Annotated in this window: 18 protein-coding genes and 1 tRNA gene; 6 read left to right on the forward strand and 13 right to left on the reverse strand. The window is 65.5% G+C overall.

Features of this window, described 5'->3' with window-relative positions; all coding sequences use genetic code 11:
• Positions 1-31: 31 nt before the first annotated feature.
• Complete coding sequence (locus tag OU998_RS07140; RefSeq protein ID WP_267516246.1) at positions 32-364, reverse strand: hypothetical protein; 333 nt, start codon at positions 362-364, stop codon at positions 32-34.
• A 97-nt stretch (positions 365-461) separates the two neighbouring features.
• Here OU998_RS07140 and gatB point away from each other — a divergent pair, with 97 nt between their 5' ends.
• Entirely contained in the window at positions 462-1,964 is a 1,503-nt protein-coding gene (gene gatB, locus OU998_RS07145; protein WP_267516248.1) for an Asp-tRNA(Asn)/Glu-tRNA(Gln) amidotransferase subunit GatB, read from the forward strand.
• Positions 1,965-2,091: 127 nt separating this feature from the next.
• Here gatB and OU998_RS07150 read toward each other — a convergent pair whose 3' ends face one another.
• Together OU998_RS07150 and OU998_RS07155 are read right to left on the reverse strand one after the other, a co-directional pair.
• Entirely contained in the window at positions 2,092-3,000 is a 909-nt protein-coding gene (locus OU998_RS07150; RefSeq protein WP_267516249.1) for an RcnB family protein, read from the reverse strand.
• A gap of 158 nt (positions 3,001-3,158) precedes the next feature.
• Complete coding sequence (locus OU998_RS07155) at positions 3,159-3,731, reverse strand: RcnB family protein (protein ID WP_267516251.1); 573 nt, start codon at positions 3,729-3,731, stop codon at positions 3,159-3,161.
• Between the two features lie 174 nt (positions 3,732-3,905).
• On the opposite strand from OU998_RS07155, the gene OU998_RS07160 reads away from it, so the two are divergent.
• Positions 3,906-4,631: a glutathione S-transferase N-terminal domain-containing protein gene (locus tag OU998_RS07160; protein ID WP_267516252.1), complete on the forward strand. Its 726-nt coding sequence runs from the start codon at positions 3,906-3,908 to the stop codon at positions 4,629-4,631.
• A gap of 172 nt (positions 4,632-4,803) precedes the next feature.
• Positions 4,804-5,115, forward strand: a complete 312-nt coding sequence (locus OU998_RS07165; protein ID WP_267516253.1) for a sel1 repeat family protein — start codon at positions 4,804-4,806, stop codon at positions 5,113-5,115.
• A gap of 3 nt (positions 5,116-5,118) precedes the next feature.
• On the opposite strand, the gene OU998_RS07170 is transcribed toward OU998_RS07165, so the two are convergent.
• Positions 5,119-5,880, reverse strand: coding sequence for a polysaccharide biosynthesis/export family protein (locus OU998_RS07170; protein ID WP_267516254.1), 762 nt, complete (start codon positions 5,878-5,880; stop codon positions 5,119-5,121).
• Positions 5,881-6,001: 121 nt separating this feature from the next.
• Here OU998_RS07170 and OU998_RS07175 point away from each other — a divergent pair, with 121 nt between their 5' ends.
• Complete coding sequence (locus OU998_RS07175; protein ID WP_267516256.1) at positions 6,002-7,441, forward strand: GumC family protein; 1,440 nt, start codon at positions 6,002-6,004, stop codon at positions 7,439-7,441.
• A gap of 50 nt (positions 7,442-7,491) precedes the next feature.
• Positions 7,492-8,193 (forward strand): hfsB, encoded by a 702-nt coding sequence (locus OU998_RS07180; protein ID WP_267516258.1) that lies wholly within the window; start codon positions 7,492-7,494, stop codon positions 8,191-8,193.
• A gap of 287 nt (positions 8,194-8,480) precedes the next feature.
• Here OU998_RS07180 and OU998_RS07185 read toward each other — a convergent pair whose 3' ends face one another.
• The 4 genes from OU998_RS07185 to OU998_RS07200 are packed head-to-tail and all read right to left on the reverse strand — an operon-like array spanning position 8,481 to position 13,301.
• Positions 8,481-9,413: a glycosyltransferase family 2 protein gene (locus OU998_RS07185; protein ID WP_267516260.1), complete on the reverse strand. Its 933-nt coding sequence runs from the start codon at positions 9,411-9,413 to the stop codon at positions 8,481-8,483.
• Positions 9,413-10,354 carry a glycosyltransferase family 2 protein gene (locus OU998_RS07190; RefSeq protein ID WP_267516261.1) on the reverse strand — a complete coding sequence of 314 codons (942 nt, stop codon included), beginning with the start codon at positions 10,352-10,354 and terminating at the stop codon, positions 9,413-9,415. Before OU998_RS07190 ends, OU998_RS07185 begins: the two co-directional genes overlap by 1 nt.
• Complete coding sequence (locus OU998_RS07195; protein WP_324287981.1) at positions 10,351-11,811, reverse strand: lipopolysaccharide biosynthesis protein; 1,461 nt, start codon at positions 11,809-11,811, stop codon at positions 10,351-10,353. The genes OU998_RS07190 and OU998_RS07195 overlap by 4 nt, the downstream gene beginning before the upstream one ends.
• Positions 11,808-13,301, reverse strand: coding sequence for an exopolysaccharide biosynthesis polyprenyl glycosylphosphotransferase (locus OU998_RS07200; RefSeq protein WP_267516263.1), 1,494 nt, complete (start codon positions 13,299-13,301; stop codon positions 11,808-11,810). The genes OU998_RS07195 and OU998_RS07200 overlap by 4 nt, the downstream gene beginning before the upstream one ends.
• A 124-nt stretch (positions 13,302-13,425) precedes the next feature.
• Here OU998_RS07200 and OU998_RS07205 point away from each other — a divergent pair.
• A tRNA-Ser gene (locus tag OU998_RS07205) sits at positions 13,426-13,517 on the forward strand.
• Between the two features lie 152 nt (positions 13,518-13,669).
• Here OU998_RS07205 and OU998_RS07210 read toward each other — a convergent pair.
• The 5 genes from OU998_RS07210 to OU998_RS07230 all read right to left on the reverse strand — a co-directional run bounded on the left by OU998_RS07210 (position 13,670) and on the right by OU998_RS07230 (position 17,249).
• Positions 13,670-14,257 (reverse strand): HEPN domain-containing protein, encoded by a 588-nt coding sequence (locus OU998_RS07210; protein WP_267516264.1) that lies wholly within the window; start codon positions 14,255-14,257, stop codon positions 13,670-13,672.
• Positions 14,254-15,288 (reverse strand): DUF262 domain-containing protein, encoded by a 1,035-nt coding sequence (locus OU998_RS07215; protein ID WP_267516265.1) that lies wholly within the window; start codon positions 15,286-15,288, stop codon positions 14,254-14,256. Before OU998_RS07215 ends, OU998_RS07210 begins: the two co-directional genes overlap by 4 nt.
• A gap of 76 nt (positions 15,289-15,364) precedes the next feature.
• Positions 15,365-16,307 (reverse strand): IS630 family transposase gene (locus OU998_RS07220; protein ID WP_267513427.1). Its coding sequence is split into 2 segments (ribosomal slippage): positions 15,365-15,970 and positions 15,972-16,307, totalling 942 coding nucleotides; the frame shifts between segments, so codons are not numbered across the junction.
• 243 nt (positions 16,308-16,550) lie between these two features.
• Complete coding sequence (locus OU998_RS07225) at positions 16,551-16,985, reverse strand: growth inhibitor PemK (RefSeq protein WP_267516266.1); 435 nt, start codon at positions 16,983-16,985, stop codon at positions 16,551-16,553.
• Positions 16,986-16,991: 6 nt separating this feature from the next.
• Positions 16,992-17,249, reverse strand: coding sequence for a type II toxin-antitoxin system prevent-host-death family antitoxin (locus OU998_RS07230; RefSeq protein ID WP_267516267.1), 258 nt, complete (start codon positions 17,247-17,249; stop codon positions 16,992-16,994).
• Positions 17,250-17,332 lie beyond the last annotated feature (83 nt).

Raw genomic sequence — 17,332 nt, forward strand, 5'->3', positions numbered from 1 at the left:
GGGCCGCCGCAGCTGCGGCGGCCCTCGCATCTTACTCCGTCGGCAGCGCCTTCAGGTCGGCTTCGATCGCCGCGATCTTCTCGTCGGTGATGTTGCCTTGGGAGTAGGGCGCAACCTGCCGCAGCGTCATGCCCTTGAACTGGCCATAGGCGGGATGCTTGTCCATGCCGGGCAGGTGCTTCTCCAGCACCGCCTTGGTCGCCGGATCGTTCACCAGGGCCTCGATCGGGCTGTCGATGGTCGGATGCGCAGCGTGGTGCTCGTCATGGGCGTGATCTTGCGCCGGAGCCGGGGCGGTCTGGGCCGAGGCGGCGCCGACCAGAAGCAGGGAGGCCGCAGCGGCGGCGAACAGGGTCTTGGACATGGGATTCTCCATTGAGGCGACCGATGTTGAGCGCGATTTCGCGACACCCTCAAGACAGCCTCTTTCTCGCCGCCGCCGACGGCGCTAGGACGAACCCATGACCGACACTGTTCCGAACTCGAAAACGATCAAGGGCCGCACCGGCGATTGGGAAATCGTCATGGGGCTGGAGATCCACGCCCAGGTGGCCTCCAAGGCCAAGCTCTTCTCCGGCGCCGCCGTCGGCTTCGGCGCGGGACCGAACGAACAGGTCTCGCTGGTGGACGCCGGCTTCCCCGGCATGCTGCCGACGCTGAACAAGCACTGCGTCGAACAGGCGGTGAAGACCGGCCTGGGCCTGCGCGCGCAGATCAACAAGCGCAGCCAGTTCGACCGCAAGAACTACTTCTATCCCGATCTGCCCACCGGCTATCAGATCAGCCAGCTCTATTATCCCATCGTCGGCGAAGGCGTGGTCGAGGTGGAGGCCGAGGACGGCAGCTTCTTCAACGTCGGCATCGAGCGGCTGCACCTGGAGCAGGATGCGGGCAAGCTGATCCACGACCTGTCGCCGACCGAGAGCTATGTCGACCTGAACCGGGCCGGCACCGCCCTGATGGAGATCGTCTCGCGCCCCGACCTGCGCACGCCGGAAGAGGCGGTGGCCTACGTCAAGAAGATCCGGACCATCCTGATCTATCTGGGCACCTGCGACGGCGACATGGAGAAGGGCAATCTGCGCGCCGACGTGAACGTCTCGGTCTGCCGTGCGGGCAACTACGAGAAGTTCAAGGCCAGCGGCGATTTCAGCTTCCTGGGCACGCGCTGCGAGATCAAGAACGTCAACTCGTTCCGCTTCATCTCCCAGGCCATCCAGTACGAGGCGCGCCGTCAGATCGAGATTCTGGAGGACGGCGGCTCGATTACTCAGGAGACGCGCCTGTATGATCCGACGGCCGGCGAGACGCGCTCGATGCGGTCCAAGGAAGAGGCGCAGGACTATCGCTATTTCCCCGATCCCGACCTGCTGCCGCTGGACCTGGAAGAGGCCTGGATCGCCGAGATCAAGGCGTCCCTGCCTGAACTGCCGGACGACAAGCGCAAACGGCTGATGGACCAGTACGGCCTGTCCCAATACGACGCCATCGTGCTGATCTCGGAACAGGCCAAGGCCGATTATTTCGAGGCCGCCGCGAAAGGCCGCGACGCCAAGCTGGTGTCCAACTGGGTCACCAACGAGATCTCGGCGCGCCTGGCCGCCGACCACAAGGACTTCAGCGAGAACCCGCTGCCGGCCGCCCATGTGGCCCAGCTGGTCGAACTGATTGAGACCAACGTTATCTCCTCCAAGATCGCCAAGGAGGTCTTCGATCACGTCTGGAACGGCGAGGGCTCGCCCGCCGAAGTGGTCGAGAAGCATGGTCTGAAACAGGTCACCGACACCGGCGCTATCGAGAAGGCGGTCGATGAGATCATCGCCGCCAACCCGGACAAGGCGGCTGCGGTCGCCGAGAAGCCCCAGGCCCTGGGCTGGTTCGTCGGTCAGGTGATGAAGGCCACCGGCGGCAAGGCCAATCCCGCGGCGGTCAACGACATCCTGAAGGCCAAGCTGGGGCTTTGATTTTGGGGGCTGCGGCCCCCAAACCCCCGGCTGGCCGCTAACGCTCGCGGCGCGGCCGCTCTCTGCTTGAGCGACCCATTCTAGTAAAAAGGCCCGGAGATCGCTCTCCGGGCCTTCTTCGTCGAGACTACCAGCGCCAGGCGTCCCGAATGACGTCGATGATATAGCCGTCGTACTCGTCGATCAGATAGATGGTGTTGTCGACCAGCACCCAGCGCGTGCCCTCGGGCGGATAGCCCAGGCCATAGGTGCGCCAGTCCTCCAGCCGGTAGCGCCAGAAGACGTCCGGCAGATAGTTGCCTACCGACCAGTAGCGACCCCAGTAGGAGCGCGGGACGCTGTAGTAGCCCCAGCCCGGCGCGAAATAGAAGCCGATCCGCACGCCGCTGTAGCCATGGAAGCGTCGGTCGTTCCGCCACCAGTCAGAGCGGTGGTTCCGATAGAAGTCGCGCCGCCACTGATCGCTGTTGAAGCGGCGCCGGAAGTCGTCATGCCGGTCACGGTCCTGGTTCCAGCCCGAGCCGGGACGGTCAGGGCGGCTGGGTCGGTTCCAGTTGTCATTCGGCCGGTCCGGCCGGTTCCCGCCATTGCTCGGACGATCTGGACGCCCCGCATCGTCGCCTGGCCGCTCCGGCCTGCCGCCGGCGTCGGGCCGGTCAGGACGACCGGCGCCGTTTTCCGGCCTGTCGGGCCGGTTCCAACCGCCTTCCGGCCGATCGGGGCGGGAAGGGCGGTCAGAGCCGCTGCCGGTGTTTGGACGGTCCGGCCGCGAGGGGCGGGATTCGTCGGTCCTCGGCCGATCTGGGCGAGGTGCGCTGTTCTGAGGCCGTTCCGCCGGGGGCGCGGCTTCCGGGCGAGACGCGTTCGGACGGTTGGGCGTCGGACGTTCACCGCGCGAGATCTGCGGGCGTTGGGGGCGGTCGGCGTCGCGCTGTTCGCGACGAGGCTGATCCTCCTGCGCCAGGGCCTGGACCGGGGCGGCGAGCGGCCCTGCTACGGCGGCGACTGCGGTGAAAGCCATAAGGAGGCGTTTCATGGTCTTTTGTTCCTGCACGCCGGTTCTCCGGCGGCTCGTGGGGATGATTGCGCCCTGTCGATGAACCCTGACTGAACAGTTTTCTCATCGAAATCCGCCTGTCAAAAAGCCCCGCGAACGGGTCTCGCGGGGCTTTCAGCTTCACCTATCCGGCATCTTTAATAGACGTTGGCCAGGACGCTGGCGATCAGGCCGGTGGCGACCGCGATCAGCACAATGTCGCTGCCGGCGTGGACATAGCGGTAGCCGCGCGGAGCCGGCCTCAGATTGTAGAAGTAGGGGTCGCTGACATAGTAGCTGCGGTACTGAGCCGGCAGGTATCCGCCCGTTCTCCAGCGATAGCCGGAGTAGCGCGGTTCGACCCTGTAGTAGCCGTAGCTGGGCGCATACCAATAGCCGGAACGCGGGCCGTTATACCCACGGAAGTCCGACCGCCCGCGCCACCAATCGCGATTGCTGCGATCCCAACGGTCGTTGCGATAGTCGCGGCGGTCATCGCGATAATCACGCCGGTCGTCACGGCGGTCCTGACGATAGTCCTGGCGATTGTTGTAGTCGCCTTGACGCCAGTCCCGGCGGTCGTCCCGACGTTCGTCACGATAGTCACGCCGGTCATCGCGGCGATCTTCACGATATTCCCGACGGTCGCGGTTCTGGGCCTCGGCCAGCATGGGGACGGCCGTGGTGGACAGGGCGATGGCGACGACGGCTGCCTTGGTGAAGCGGTTCATTTTCTTGCTCCATTCTGGGCCGCCGACGGAAACGACGAACTGGCCCGTTGATGAGGGCCAAGCTCGGATTTCTCGCCTGAACGCCTCCTGAACGATCGTGTCAGGAATGAAACGCCCGTTGCGGGGGGCCGTCGACGCGCCCAAATGTCAGCAAGACATTCATTGAGGCCGTCGATGACCGCACCGATCCAACTCTGGTACTGGCCTACGCCGAACGGATGGAAGGTCTCTATCGCGCTGGAGGAGATGGCGCTCCCCTATGAGGTCAAGCCGCTCGATATTGGCGTCGGCGAGCAGTTCGACCCGGCGTTCCAGGCCATAAGCCCCAACGGGCGAATGCCGGCCATTGTCGATCCTGCCGGACCGGGGGGCGAGCCGATCTCTATCTTCGAGTCCGGGGCTATCCTGCAGTACCTCGGGAACAAGTCGGGACGCTTCTATCCTACGGAGACGCGCGCCCGGGTCGAGGTCGATCAGTGGCTGTTCTGGCAGGTCGGCGGGCTGGGACCTATGGCGGGCCAGACGCACCATTTCCGCCAGTATGCGCCGGCCATGATCCGGGATCAGCGCCAGATCGCCTATGGGGTGCGACGCTATACGAACGAGACCCATCGGCTTTACGGCGTGATGGATCGGCGCCTGCAAGACCGTGAATACCTGGCCGGCGACTACTCCATCGCGGACATGGCCGCCTGGCCGTGGATCTTGCCGAAATTGCAAGGCCAGACCCTGGACGAGTTTCCAAATCTTGCGGCCTGGCTCGAACGGGTCGGGGCGCGGCCGGCGGTCAAGATCGGGCGAGCCCTGCTGGAAGATCGACGGGGAAATGCGGGCGCGTCCGGCAAGGATTCGGAAGCGGCGCGGGCGATCCTGTTCGGTCAACGGGCTCGAAAGTCGTAAACAAGAGATTTCCAACAGATTTCAAACTTCTGAATCGTCGTGGGAGTATTCATTCCTGCTTTACTTAAAAGTTTGGCGGCGGATTTCGCTGTTAACTTTAACTTCAAACCGGCGGTATTTGATGCGTGATCAGAGGCGGGCCCAGAACGGAGCCCGTTCAGGAGATACGGTGATGAACGCGCAAGAAATGGCGCACGACCTGCAGGCCAACTCGGAGACCGAGGGCCTGCCGCTGCCGACGACCGATATGTCGGGCGACGACCTGTTCAAGCTGGGCATGATGTATTCGGCCGGATCGGGCGGTTGCCCGATGGACCGGGTCTCGGCCCACATGATTTTCAACCTCGCCGCCATGAAGGGTTCGATCGAAGCGCGCGTCTATCGCCGCGAGATGAGCCTGGAGATGGAACGCGAAGAGATCGCCGAAGCGCAGAAGGCCGCGCGCCGGTATATCGACATGGGCGTGGTGCGGCTGGCCGCCTGATCTCTAGAAGGTGGCGTAGCCGTTGCCGTTCGATCCGTTGATCGAATAGCTGAAGCCGATCGGCATGGCGGCGCGCACCTGAGTGAAGAAGGCGGCGAGTTCGCCGAGCGTCGAACGCGGCACGAAGATGATGTCGCCGCGACGCAAGGCCACGACCTCGCCGCGACGTGGGCGCAGATCGACCACCCGCATCATGCGCGACCCGCCGGGGCCGCGCCGGATCAGCGCCACGCGATCCGGCTTGCCCGAGGGCAGGAAGCCGCCCGCCTGGACGACGGCCTGATAGGCGTCCAGGTCGCCGGTCATCTCGATGACGCCCGGGGTCCGCACCTCGCCGTCGATCCAGACCCGGATCGGGCCGGCCTGCTTCAACGTCACCTCCACCACCGGACGCACCAGTTGCGAGGCGTAGGCCGAGGAGGCGTCGCGCTCCAGCTCGGGCAGGGTGCGGTCGGCCGCCATCACCTGACCGATCAAAGGCAGGGCCACGCGTCCGTCCGGGCCGACCTTCAGCGTGCGGGTCAGTTCGGTTGCAGTGGGTAGGGCCACCTCGATCTCGTCGCCGGGGTAGAGCAGGTATTCCGGCTCTTCGTCGGTCCAGTCGGCGAAGGGGATCGCCGGGAAGTCCTCGCGGCTGGAGGTCTGCACCCTGTCGGTGCGAGCGATGGGGCGCGGCATGCGGGCGGCGTTGCCCCCGCCGCAAGCGGCCAGGGTCGCGGCGGCCGATCCGAGGGCCAGCAGGAACAGTCGGCGATCTGGCGTCATGGAATCGGTTTGGTCCGACGAAAACAGGTTGATTGCAGCCTCGCGCCTTATGGGTAACCGATGGTTAACGCCGGTGGGCGAAAGGTGAAACGGACCAAGAGTTTCCTGGATTCGCCCGCCCATGCGTTCGACGGCCTATGTCACGACCCGACCGCGTTACGGCGTGCTGGATGTCGTCGGCCTGCTGTTCCGCGAACTGCTGCTGATGATCGTCGTCTTCCTGGTCATCTTCGCCTTGGGTACGGCGGCGGTGTTGACGCTGAAGAAGACCTATACGGCCCAAGGCGCGGTGTTTGCGGGCGTGGGCCAGGAATATGTCTATCAGCCGCGCGTCGGCACGGCGGAGCGGGGGCAGGCGCCGCAGGGGGACGAGGTCGCGAGTTCTGAGGCGGCGATCCTGAGTTCGGGGCAGGTGCGCCAGCGCGTGGTCGAGGCCTTGGGGGCGGCGGCGATCCTGGGCAAGACGCCGACGGGATCCAAGGCGCAGGCCGAGGCGGCGGCCCGAAAGGTGGTCGGCGGAAGCCTGGGCGTCGGCACGGCGCCGGGCAGCGCGGTCATCCGCCTGAGCTATGAGGCCGACGATCCCGAACGGGCGGCGCGGGTGCTGAACACGGTGATCGAGCAATACCTCGCCTATCGCCGCGAGGTGTTCCAGGACAAGACCCCGGCGATCGCCACCCAGAGACTGGCGTTCGAAGGCGATCTGAGCGCGGCGGATCAGGCCTATGAGCAGTTCCTGACCAGCAACGATATCGGCGACTTCACCGCCGCCAAGACGACCCTGGCCGCCGTCTATCAGACGGTCTTCACCGACCGGATGTCGACCCAGAGCCTGTTGAATCAGACCAGCCAGAGGCTGAACACCCTGGTGGCGCAGCAGGCGGCGACGCCGGCCGAAGTGGCGCTACAGCAGGACCTGAACATCTCGGCCCAGGACCAGGTGCTGCAACTGCGGACGGAGCGGGAACAACTGCTGTCCCGCTACCAGCCCGACGCCCAGCCGGTGAGGGACATCGAGGCGCGGATCGCCCAGCTTCAGGCCTATGTGGGTACGGGTACGGCGGTGGGGCCCAAGGAGGTCCGCACGGGGCCGAACCCGGTCTGGACCGAGCTGGAGACCAATCGGATCAACACCCAGGCCGACCGCGACGCCCTGGCGGCAAGGCTCTCGGCCCTGGATCGTCAATTGACGGACATTCGGGCGCGGCAGGCGCGGCTGACGGCGCTGGAGTCGGAAAACGCGACCCTGGCGGGCAATCGCGAAGTCCTGACCGCCAACATCCGCGAGTTCCAGCAGCGCGAGAGCCAGAGCCGCGCCGACAACGCCCTGGTCGCCGCCGGCGCCGACAATGTCACCGTGATCGAGCGGGCGCAGCCGCCGGCGACCGGCAAGAGCCTGAAGGTTCCGGCCCTGGCCGCCGTCTTCCTGTTCGCCGGCTTCACGGCCCTGTGCCTGGGCCTGCTGCGGATCTTCACGCGGCGGGGCTTTTCGACGCCGGATTCGGTGCGGCGGACCCTGGACATGCCGGTCCTGGCGGTGGCGCCGGCCAAGGCGCACTGACAGCGTGGCCGTGATAGGCTGGGACCTGGTGGAGCGCGCATAGCGATTCGATGGTCGATTTGACGTCAGAGATGGCTGGCCTGTGGGCGGCGCTGGGGCCTGCTCCGGCGCATCGCGCCCGCGTGATCCAGTTCGCCGCCGCCACGAGCGGAGAAGGCGTCTCGACCGTGGCGCGAGAGTTCGCGCGTCTGGCCGCCGTGCGGGCGCGCAAGCCGGTCTGGCTGGTGGACGGCGACCTGGCCCAGCAGGGCCAGCTGGACGCCATCGCCGCCGAACCGGACCGGTTTGGCCAACTGGGCAAGCCGGCCCAGGCCTCGCCCGACGGCTCCAGCTTCTTCGCCGTCACGCCGGCCCCGACGGGGCGGGACGGCAAGCCCATTCCGCCCGCGCGCCTGCTGACCGCACGCCCTTGCCTGGGCGGGCGATTGTGGACGACCCAGTTCCATATGGAGTCCCTGCGGTCGGGCCACCGCGTCGAGGCGGTGGGGGAGCCCCGCTACTGGGACGCCCTGAGGCCGCACGCCGACACCATCGTCATCGACAGCCCGGCGGCCGACCGCAACGATATGGCGATCATCCTGGCGCCCTTCGTCGACATGACGGTGCTGGTGGTGGCGGCCGGCGGGGCGACCGCGAGCGGACCGGTGATCCTGCGCGACGAGATCGAGGCCGTCGGCGGCCGTATCGCCGGGGTGGTCATGAACCGCTCGACCTATAAGCCGCCGAAGTTCCTCAGCCGGCTGGCGGGCTGACGTAGAGCCGACGTCGGTGAGTGGCGCTCGAGAAAAATGAGTGCAATCTGTGCAATTTGAGGCAAGTCTCTGTTATTGAGGCGGAAAATGCTGCGCTCAAATTGTACTGTGCAATGAGTCCCACCTCAGTGGCGTTCACGCTCGGATCCGATAGCGATGTCAAAGACCAGCGCCAGATCATACTTCTGATCCGCAGAGTGGTGGTTTGACCGCCGTTTTTATTTTCAACCGCTTGATAAGACGGCGGTTCGTCTTCGGAATTGTGCGCGCTGACCCATAGTCCCGGCTCAGGTCGTGCTCCGCCGCACCATCGCCGCGCCATAGAGTTTCGGCTCGAACCCCTTGGTCCAGAAGACCTTTCCCAATCCCCGCGCAGTGCGGTCCAGGGTTTCGGCGCGGGCGGGGCGGCGGAGCAGGGTGAGGGCGAAGGAGGCGAGGCCCCAGACGGCGGCCTGGGCGGCGCCGATCAGCATCCAGCGGGCGACGCCGGGCCAGTCGCGGCGGGCGGCGGCCATCTGGCTGGGGCTCTGGCCATAAGCGAAGGCGCGCAGCAGGGCGTAGTTCAGGGTGGCGCGGTCGGGGGGCGCGAACTCGTCCACCCAGGCGTCGGCGGCCCAGCCGAACCGGCCGCCGCGCGCTTGCAGGGCGGTGAACAGGCGGTCGTCCTCGCCGCCCGTCTGGTCCATGGCGGCGTCGAAGGGGGCGGGGCCGGGCAGGGCCGTGGCGCGGACCATCAGACTGTTGCCGCAGCCGTGGACCTGGTCGGTCAGGCCGCTCTCTGTTGGGCCGTCCCGGCCGAAGAAGCGTTCCAGATAGGCGGTGGTCCATCCCGTGCCCTCAGGCACGCGGCCCCGGATCGGGCCGAACAGGACGTCGGCGTCGGTCTGAACCTGGGCCTGCAACAGGGCGGCCAGCCAGCCGGGGGAGGCGGCCTCGTCGTCATCCAGGAAGGCGATCAGGGGGGCGTCGGCAGCGGCCAAGCCGATGTTGCGGGCCGTGGCGACCCCGGGGACGGGGGCGTGGGCGTAGGTCAAGGGAACCGGCGCCTCGGCCCGGAGGCGGTCGATCAGGGCGGCGGCCGAACCGTCGGGGTCATTGTCGGCGACGACCACGGCGGCGATCCGGTCCAGGGATCCGACCTGGTCGAAGACCGAACGCAGGGCCCGCTCCAGCATGACCGGGCGACGCAGGGTGGGGATGACGACGGCGACATCCCGCATCAGATCGCGTCCGCATAGACGGCCGCCCGGTAAAGACGCAGGGCGAAGGCGCGGGTGCGGGTCGGCAACAGGGGCGACAGGGCCGCGCCCCGGGCCATGCGACGGATCAGGGGCAGGGACGGCAGGCGTTTCAGGGCGCGGGCGGCCTTGTAGCTGGGGTAGGTCTGGACGATGGCGGGATGAAGGGCGACGACGCGGGCGAAGTTGGCCGCGCCCTGGTCGAACTTGCGCGCCAGGTCCGGCACGGTGTCCAGGCCCATGTGGGTGGCCGGATTGTCGATGTGGACCACCTGGAACCGGCGGGCGACCCGCATGGCCCATTCTACATCCTCCCACCCCCAGCCGGTGAAGCCGGGGTCGAAGGATTCGACGGCGAAGACATCGCGCCGGACCAGCAGGTTGGAGGTGTAGACGTATTTCTCGGGCGTCTTGGCGCGCTGGGCGGCCCGAACGCACTCGCTGGCGCCGGACAGGGCGCGGTGGACGGCGAAGCGGCGGTCGCGCGGCGCCTGTTTCAGCGAGAAGCCGCCGAAGGCCACGGCCGGGTCGTCGCGCGCGATCAGATCGACCCAGGTCTGGAGGAAGCGCGGGCTGTCGGGCTTCATGTCGCTGTCGAGGAACAGCCAGGATCCGGCGCGGGCGGCGATGGTCAGGCGGTTGCGGCCCCGCGCCCGGCCTTCGTTGGCGGACAGGGTGACGAGGCGGGCAGGCAGGGCCAGGGCGTCCAGCGCGGTCTTCAGTCGGGCGGTCAGGGCCGCGTCGCCCGTGCCGTCGTCCAACAGGATCAGCTCGACTCGGGCGGCCAGGGTGGGGGCTTCGGTATCCAGCCGGCGCAACAGCGGCTCGGGATCGTCGCCCAGGAAGGGGATCAGGACCGACAACCGGGGCCGGGCGGCGACCCAGCCGGGATTGTCGTGGATGTCGGCGCGGGAGCCGCTCATGCCTGCGCCCCCCGTCGGGACTGGATCAATCGGTTCAGCACGTCGCGCACCCCGGCGGCGTTCAGGGTGAGCGCCAGGGCCGCATAGACCAGCCCGCCGACGCTCGCGTCCAGCACCAGTTCGACAAAACCGCCCAGGGGCGGAAGGCGCCAGACCACCAGGGCCATGCCGACCGAGGCGAGGCCGCAACGGATCAGGGCCTCCCATGGGATGGGCAGGGCGATGGCGCGGCGGCTGATCAACAGGCAGGCGGTCAGGCCTATGGCGAAGCTGAAGGCCGTGGCGACCGCGGCGCCCAGAACGCCAAGACGGGGGATCAGCACCAGGTTCAGGACGATATTGGCGAAGGCGGGTATGGCCATGGTGACCAGCAGCAGGCCGGTCTTTTTGGCCAGGGTGAAGCCGAAGCCGAAATAATAGGCGATCAGGCCGGACATGAAGGCCGAGGCCGCAATCCAAGGCGTGACCAGGGCGGCGGCGACGCGCAGGTCGGGGCCGATCATCAGCTCCGCCAGGGGGCGGGCGACCAGGGCCAGGCCGACGGCGGCCGGCAGGCCGATCAGGATCAGGGTCGAACCCTGTTCCTGAGCCGTCTGGCGCAGGGCCTCGCGGCCGCCGCGCTCCAGCGCCATGACCATGGCCGGGGCGCCGGCCGCGCCCAGCCAGATGAACATCACATCCAGGGTGCGGTTCGCCAGGCTGTAGCTGGCGTGATAGGCGCCGACCGCCCCCGCATCCATGAAGGCGGCCAGCAGGAAACGGTCGGTCGAGGCCAGGACCAGGGTCAGGGTCAAGGAGGCGGCGATGGGATAGCCGTAGGCGGCGTAGGTCTTCAGCCGCGCGCGATCCACGGTCCCGCCGGCCGACTGGCGCAGTTCGCCGGGCAGGATGAAGGGCAGGGCGAACAGGGGGCCGATCATCAGCCCCAGCATGGGCGAGGCGGCGCCCGCGCCGGCCAGGGCGAAACCGGCCCCGACCAGAAAGCCCAGGACGGCGACGGCGATGTCCACCGAAGCGGCCTTGGACACCTCGCCGGCGGCGCGATAGCGTTCCTGCGCCAGCTTGGCCAGGTTGCGGATCGGCGCCCCCGCCAGGCCGAAACCGACCGCCAGCTTGAGGGCCGGGGTCAGGGGCAGAAGCCAGACCGTCAGGGCGGCCAGCGGCACGAAGACGGCGATGACGGCGAAGGAGGTGCGGTACAGGCTGGCGAAATGGATCGCCAGGCCGCTCGGCGTGCGTTCGGCGGCCCAGAAGCGCGCCATCGAGGCCTCCAGCCAGGTGAAGCTGACCGTATGGGCCAGGGACGTCACCGAGAAGGCCAGGGCGTAGTGGCCGAAATCCTCGGGGCTGAGCAGGCGCGTGAAGACGACGATGGTCAGGAAGCCGACCACGCCCTGGACAATCTGGGCCGGCAGATAGCCCCAGACGCCACGCCAGAACATGCGTTTCTCGCTCACCTGACGGCGGCCCGGTCGCCCAGCAGGACGGGCACGGTGATCAGGAGGATCCACAGGTCCAGCCAGAAGGACTGGCGCTCGATATAGTCCATGTCCAGCTCGACCCGGCGGCGCACCTCGGCCTCGGTATTGACCGGGCCGCGCGAGCCCTTGACGGCGGCCCAGCCCGTCATGCCGGGCTTGATGCGGTGACGATGGGCGTATTCGGCGACCAGAAGGGCCGACTCGGTGTCGCCGGTCTTCATGCCGATGGCGTGGGGGCGGGGGCCGACCAGAGACATCTCGCCGGTCAGGACGTTGAAGATCTGAGGCAGTTCGTCCAGGCTGGTGGCGCGGATGAAGCGGCCGACGCGGGTGACGCGGTCATCGCCGGCGGTGATCTGGCGGCTGGCGGTGGCGTCGGCGGCGGCATGGCGCATCGAGCGGAACTTCCACACTACGATGGCCTCCTGGTTGAAGCCGTGGCGTCGCTGACGGAAGAAGATCGGGCCGGGGCTGTCCAGGCGGATGGCCAGGGCGATCACGGCCATGACCGGCGCGGCGGCGACCAGGGCCAGGCCGCCGATGATCAGATCCTGCAGCCGTTTGACGAAGGCGCGACCGTCGGGGCTGACGCCACCGCCGATCTGGGCCAGAGGGGCGCCGGCCAGCCGGGTCAGGACCGCGTTCCGCCCGGTCTCTGAATCGACCAGGATCGTCAGCGGATTGGGCAGGGTCTCGAGCCGCTCCGTCAGCGCCCGCACGCGAGGGCCGGCCTCTGCGTCGATGGCCAGGATGATTCGGTCGATATAGGGCAGGATCCGGTGGCTGAGCAGGGCGTCGGCGGCCCCGAGCACGGGGACGCCCGCCAGGCTGTCGGGCGACCGGGCCAGGCGGTCGTCGAACACGCCCAGCACATTGAGATCGCGCCGCTCTAGCGCCCGTTCGATCAGGGCCTCGGCGTTGCGGGTGGCGCCGACGACGACGATATTGGGCGACAGGGCCCCCTGACGACGCCAGCGCGCCACCAGCGCCAGCCACAGGCTGTGCAGGACGATCAGGACGACGGTCGTTCCTACGCCCCAGGGAATCACCGGGCCCAGACCCTGGCCCAGCGCCAGGCCCAGGCCGCACGCCGCCCCGGTCGCCGCCACCCCCGCCACAACCACGCAGGCCAGATGGATCAGGGGCGCCGGGTTCGGTCCGAATCGGTAGAGGCCCAGGCCGCGCAACAGGCTCAGCAGCGCGACCGCGCCCAGGGCCAGCGGCATGACGGCGCCCAGGGTCAGGGTCCGGGGATCCAGGTCGCCCAGCGACCAAAGGGCCGCCAGGGCCAGGCCGACCGTGACGACGACATCGACGGCCCTGAAATAATAGACGGCCAGACGCACGCTCGACCGCTGGCGGGCGTTCAGCCAGGCCTCGGGCCTGAACGGACCTCGTCCGGCGAGGCCGGGCGCCGCCCCGTCGATCATGGTCGCGGGGGCGGGGGAAGAGGCGCAGTCAGGCATGGCGATCCGTGGTTCTGGAATGGTCGCCAGCCTGCACGGTTCGCCTCTATGTCGCGTTAACAACAGGTCTTTGCTTCGAAGCGGATTGCACGACGCATCATGCTCGGCTATCGAGCCCTTCGCTGGAGACGTGGCCGAGTGGCTGAAGGCAACGGTTTGCTAAATCGTCGTACCCTGTAAGGGGTACCGAGGGTTCGAATCCCTCCGTCTCCGCCATTTTTTCCTCAAAAAATAGTAGCTTACGGCCGACTTGCCAAATCGTGCCATGGCAAGCCGTCCTTGTGGCCCGGTTTTGGTACGGTTTTCAGAATCGCGCCGAAAGGCATGGCACGGGATGGTGGGCTAGCTAAGCTAACCAATCGCTGCCGTTACGGCTGGATATGCGGGTCGGCGCAGACAGCGGTGAAGAGGCAATCCATATATTCGCGGAATTTCTCTATTGTGTCGGAGATGTCGCTAAAGCTGAGGTCCAGCGCTTCATCGTTGTGGTGGACGATCTTGTTGCGCTTCTCGACCTTGCTTACGATCAAGTCTTTGAACGTAATAACATTCGAGGCCGATAGATCGATCCCAACGGTCTCGAACGCTTTGATGGTCTTCCAGTAATTCGGGGAGATCATTTCGGCGATCTCCTTTTTGCCTTTCGTCGCAGCGAAGGGCTTGAACTGAAGTTTTCCCTTTTCATGCTCGACGTGCCAAACGACCAGATTGTGGGGGAGGTTAGCTGCGGCGATCCTAGCTTCGATCTCTTCGACATAGGCAGTCGCGAGGTCTTGAATAAACGCTTCCAGCATCGAACACGCGCTTACGAGATACGATTTTATGAAAACGTTCTGATGTTCGTAAAACAAGGCGTCGGGCGGGTCTTGGATTGATCGAGCGCTAGACTCCGCAACAACCTGTTTCAGGTTGTCCAATTGGGCCTGGAAGTTGGTGAGAAGGGCGCCGTCTATCACGCTATGGCGGCCGACAATTTAGTCTTCCAAAGCGCGTTTCGTCGCGCGATTGACGTCTTGCGCTGGACGCCCCCTGCGGTCAGTCGTCGGAAATCGGGCGAAGCGCAGAGTTCTGTGAAAGCGGTGCGGATTTGCTCACGTCTGTCCTTCAGAACGGCCGGATCAATCGCACCGAGTGACCCCATTAAGAGGTCATAATAGACCACGCCCTGGCGACGGCGATCTCGGCTGATATCCGAAAAAATCTCATCGTCAGCGAATAGGATTTTGCAAGCGGCCAAGCTGCTTTGGAATTCGTTTCGAAGGTCATTGATGCGTTCGTCATCAAACTGGAGAGACCGCTCCATAAACTTGTCCAAGAACTTGGTCAGGTTGTCGCCGTAGTCGCCCCCGTTTTCCTTGAAGGCGAAATACCGCAGGACAAGTTCTTCGCCTTCGCGAGAGTCTTTGGGCGACTGACCGGCCTTACCCATTTTGAAATTCGTAATTGTGGGAATGGCCGATAGCTCACCCAGCAGTCTGTCGAACTTTCCGGCAAAGAGCGCGTGCCTGATTTCCTGATCCGACAGTTCGACAGCGCCCTTGTTAAGGCGTGAGAAGATCTCGGCAATTAGCTCAGGAGGATTTTCATTTCGAAGAACGACGCAACGAATAGTGGTCGACTCGAAGTCCGCGCCCAATGTCCCAAGCTCGGAGAATTTTTTGCCTTCAAGTTCAGGAAACGCGGACATGCCCTCAAGCGCGAATTCGTCGTCCATGAACCGGATGATTGTCGTGATGCGCTGAACGCCATCGATTACGAGGTGCGCTCGATCTTCATTCTCGGCAAAGTAGCAGGACGGCAGGGGGATCCTCATCAAGCATGACTCGATGAACTTTGACGCGCGGCCCCAGCCATCTTTGTCCCATTTGTATTTGCGCTGAAAGTCGGGGTCGAGAATTAGCTTGGGCGGTGAAGCCTTCGCCCGCTGAGATAGTGTCTCAAACGGATAATCGACGGTATGTAGGCTCAGCGTTGCCGATTGCGTCATCACACATCCAAAGTCTTAGGTTGTTCTGTTGTGCACTTTTCGACAAGGCCGCCGCAAGTGCTAGAGCGTGCTTCCTTCACACGGAACCGTATCCTGAGTTGACGAGGTAGTTCGCACATTCGGCGGGGCTGAAGAGATTGATGATCTCTCCGGCCTTTCGCCATGTGGCTTCAAAGGTTCTGGGCTGGGCGTTGCGCATGAGGTGTTTGAGCTTGGCGAAGACCTGTTCGATGGGGTTCAGGTCGGGGGAGTAAGGGGGCAGGAAGATCATGTGTGCGCCCTTGGCCCTGACAGCGGCGCGGGCGGCCTTGCCCTTGTGACTGCCGAGGTTGTCGAGGACGACGACGTCGCCAGGCGACAAGGTCGGAGCCAGTATTTTCTCGATGTAGACGAGGAAGATCGCGCCGTTGATCGGACCATCGATAACCCAGGGCGCGTCGATCCGGTCATGGCGCAGGGCGGCGATGAAGGTCAGGGTTTTCCAGTGACCGAAGGGCGAGTGGCCCTTCAAGCGTCGCCCCCTCGGCCCCCAGCCGCGCAAGGGCGCCATGTTGGTCTTGACCCAGGTCTCGTCCAGGAACACCAGTCGCGACGGGTCGATCCGCCCCTGATGCGCCTTCCAGCGTGCGCGGCGGCGCGCGACGTCAGGCCGGGCCTGCTCCTCAGGCAGCAGTGTTTTTTTTGAAGCTCAGTCCTTCAGCGTGCACGAACACCCACACCGCTCGAGGGCCGGTCTTGATCCCGCGCGCGGCAAGTTCGGCCGTCAGTCCTCTGAGCGTGAACGGCCCTGAGGCGATGCGGGTGCGCAGCCATTCGGCGCAGTCTCCTGACAGCGTGCGAGGCTTGTGGCCGCCGACCTGGCCCGGCGCCACCGAACCTGTCTCTCCAACTCGCTTCGTCCACTTGGACACGCAAGACGGACTGATCCGAAGCGCCGCCGCGATCTCCCGGTGTGTCTCGCCCTCCGCCTTACGCGCCAACGCTCGCTCACGAAGATCCATCGAATAAGGAGCCGTCATCCGGGCTGGCCTCCCATCCAGCACGGATGTTGAATCAGATCACCGCAAACTTGGGAATCCCGATTCCGTCAAAGCGAGCCATGCTCTAGGAGGGATTGTTGGCGACCGGGTCTCTCAATCCAGACGTCGATTATGGAGGAAGTATGCTTCACCATATTCGGCAGCCTCGACGATTGCCGCCGCGAACACGACCAGATCGGTCGCCAGACCGTGACAGAGGCCTGTGGCTGGGATCCGACACCCTTATTCACTTCTCGGCGTGATGGATGTTCGGCCTGCGCGGGCCAGGGCCACGACCCGGTCGCGCACCTGCCGGTAGAGAGCGGCGGGTAGCAGGCCGTAGCTATAGGTTTTTGCGCCCCGGCGGATGGGGCGGAGGTCAACGCCCGGCCAGATAAATCGGTTGAGGTCGGCGGCGATCACCCAGGAGCGTTCGCTATCGAGCCCGAGGCGCTGTTTGGTCGCCGCTGGAATTTCGATGGCGCTTTCCGGATGGGTAGGGGGCGCATGTGTGACCGGCGCGACGGTGACGACGGTTCGCCCACTGCCTTCCTCGACCGCAAGAATGATGACGCAGGGACGATCCTTGCGGCCGTCTTCCTGACCGCGCAGGGCTTCGTCGCGCCAGAGATAGGCATAGGAAATGATGAGGCCGGGAACTGGCTCGGGCAATGACACCGGCGATCAGCGGACTTCGTGATCGAAATCGGCGGCCTCGGCGGGCGACTCGGCGGCGGCAAGGGCGTTCAGCGCCGTATTGTCCAGTTCCCAAGGGTAGAGCGCCGTGCGGTCGTTCTGTTTGAGACGGCGGTATTCTTCGGCGGAAAGCAGCACCAGCCGTTCGCGGCCATGGCTGGTGATCGACACCGGCTCACGCAGCGCCACTTCGGCGATGCGGCCGTAGGATTTCAGGAAATCGGCCGACGAAACGGTATGGGTCATCAGTTACCTCTCTAACCTCAGGTTATCTGAATTATTCGAATAATTCAAGTTTTGGGTGGGGTAGGCCCTCAATCCCTTGCAAC

This window comes from Brevundimonas sp. SL130 (assembly GCF_026625805.1).
Taxonomy (GTDB): domain Bacteria; phylum Pseudomonadota; class Alphaproteobacteria; order Caulobacterales; family Caulobacteraceae; genus Brevundimonas.

Coding starts and splice junctions, on each gene's coding strand:
- OU998_RS07170 (WP_267516254.1), bottom strand. CDS start 5,880: ATGACGCCAGATCGCCGACTGTTCCTGCTGGCCCTCGGATCGGCCGCC.
- OU998_RS07150 (WP_267516249.1), bottom strand. CDS start 3,000: ATGAAACGCCTCCTTATGGCTTTCACCGCAGTCGCCGCCGTAGCAGGG.
- OU998_RS07190 (WP_267516261.1), bottom strand. CDS start 10,354: ATGAGCGGCTCCCGCGCCGACATCCACGACAATCCCGGCTGGGTCGCC.
- OU998_RS07175 (WP_267516256.1), top strand. CDS start 6,002: ATGCGTTCGACGGCCTATGTCACGACCCGACCGCGTTACGGCGTGCTG.
- OU998_RS07215 (WP_267516265.1), bottom strand. CDS start 15,288: ATGACGCAATCGGCAACGCTGAGCCTACATACCGTCGATTATCCGTTT.
- OU998_RS07140 (WP_267516246.1), bottom strand. CDS start 364: ATGTCCAAGACCCTGTTCGCCGCCGCTGCGGCCTCCCTGCTTCTGGTC.
- gatB (WP_267516248.1), top strand. CDS start 462: ATGACCGACACTGTTCCGAACTCGAAAACGATCAAGGGCCGCACCGGC.
- OU998_RS07200 (WP_267516263.1), bottom strand. CDS start 13,301: ATGCCTGACTGCGCCTCTTCCCCCGCCCCCGCGACCATGATCGACGGG.
- OU998_RS07160 (WP_267516252.1), top strand. CDS start 3,906: ATGACCGCACCGATCCAACTCTGGTACTGGCCTACGCCGAACGGATGG.
- OU998_RS07165 (WP_267516253.1), top strand. CDS start 4,804: ATGAACGCGCAAGAAATGGCGCACGACCTGCAGGCCAACTCGGAGACC.
- OU998_RS07155 (WP_267516251.1), bottom strand. CDS start 3,731: ATGAACCGCTTCACCAAGGCAGCCGTCGTCGCCATCGCCCTGTCCACC.
- OU998_RS07180 (WP_267516258.1), top strand. CDS start 7,492: ATGGTCGATTTGACGTCAGAGATGGCTGGCCTGTGGGCGGCGCTGGGG.
- OU998_RS07185 (WP_267516260.1), bottom strand. CDS start 9,413: ATGCGGGATGTCGCCGTCGTCATCCCCACCCTGCGTCGCCCGGTCATG.
- OU998_RS07230 (WP_267516267.1), bottom strand. CDS start 17,249: ATGACCCATACCGTTTCGTCGGCCGATTTCCTGAAATCCTACGGCCGC.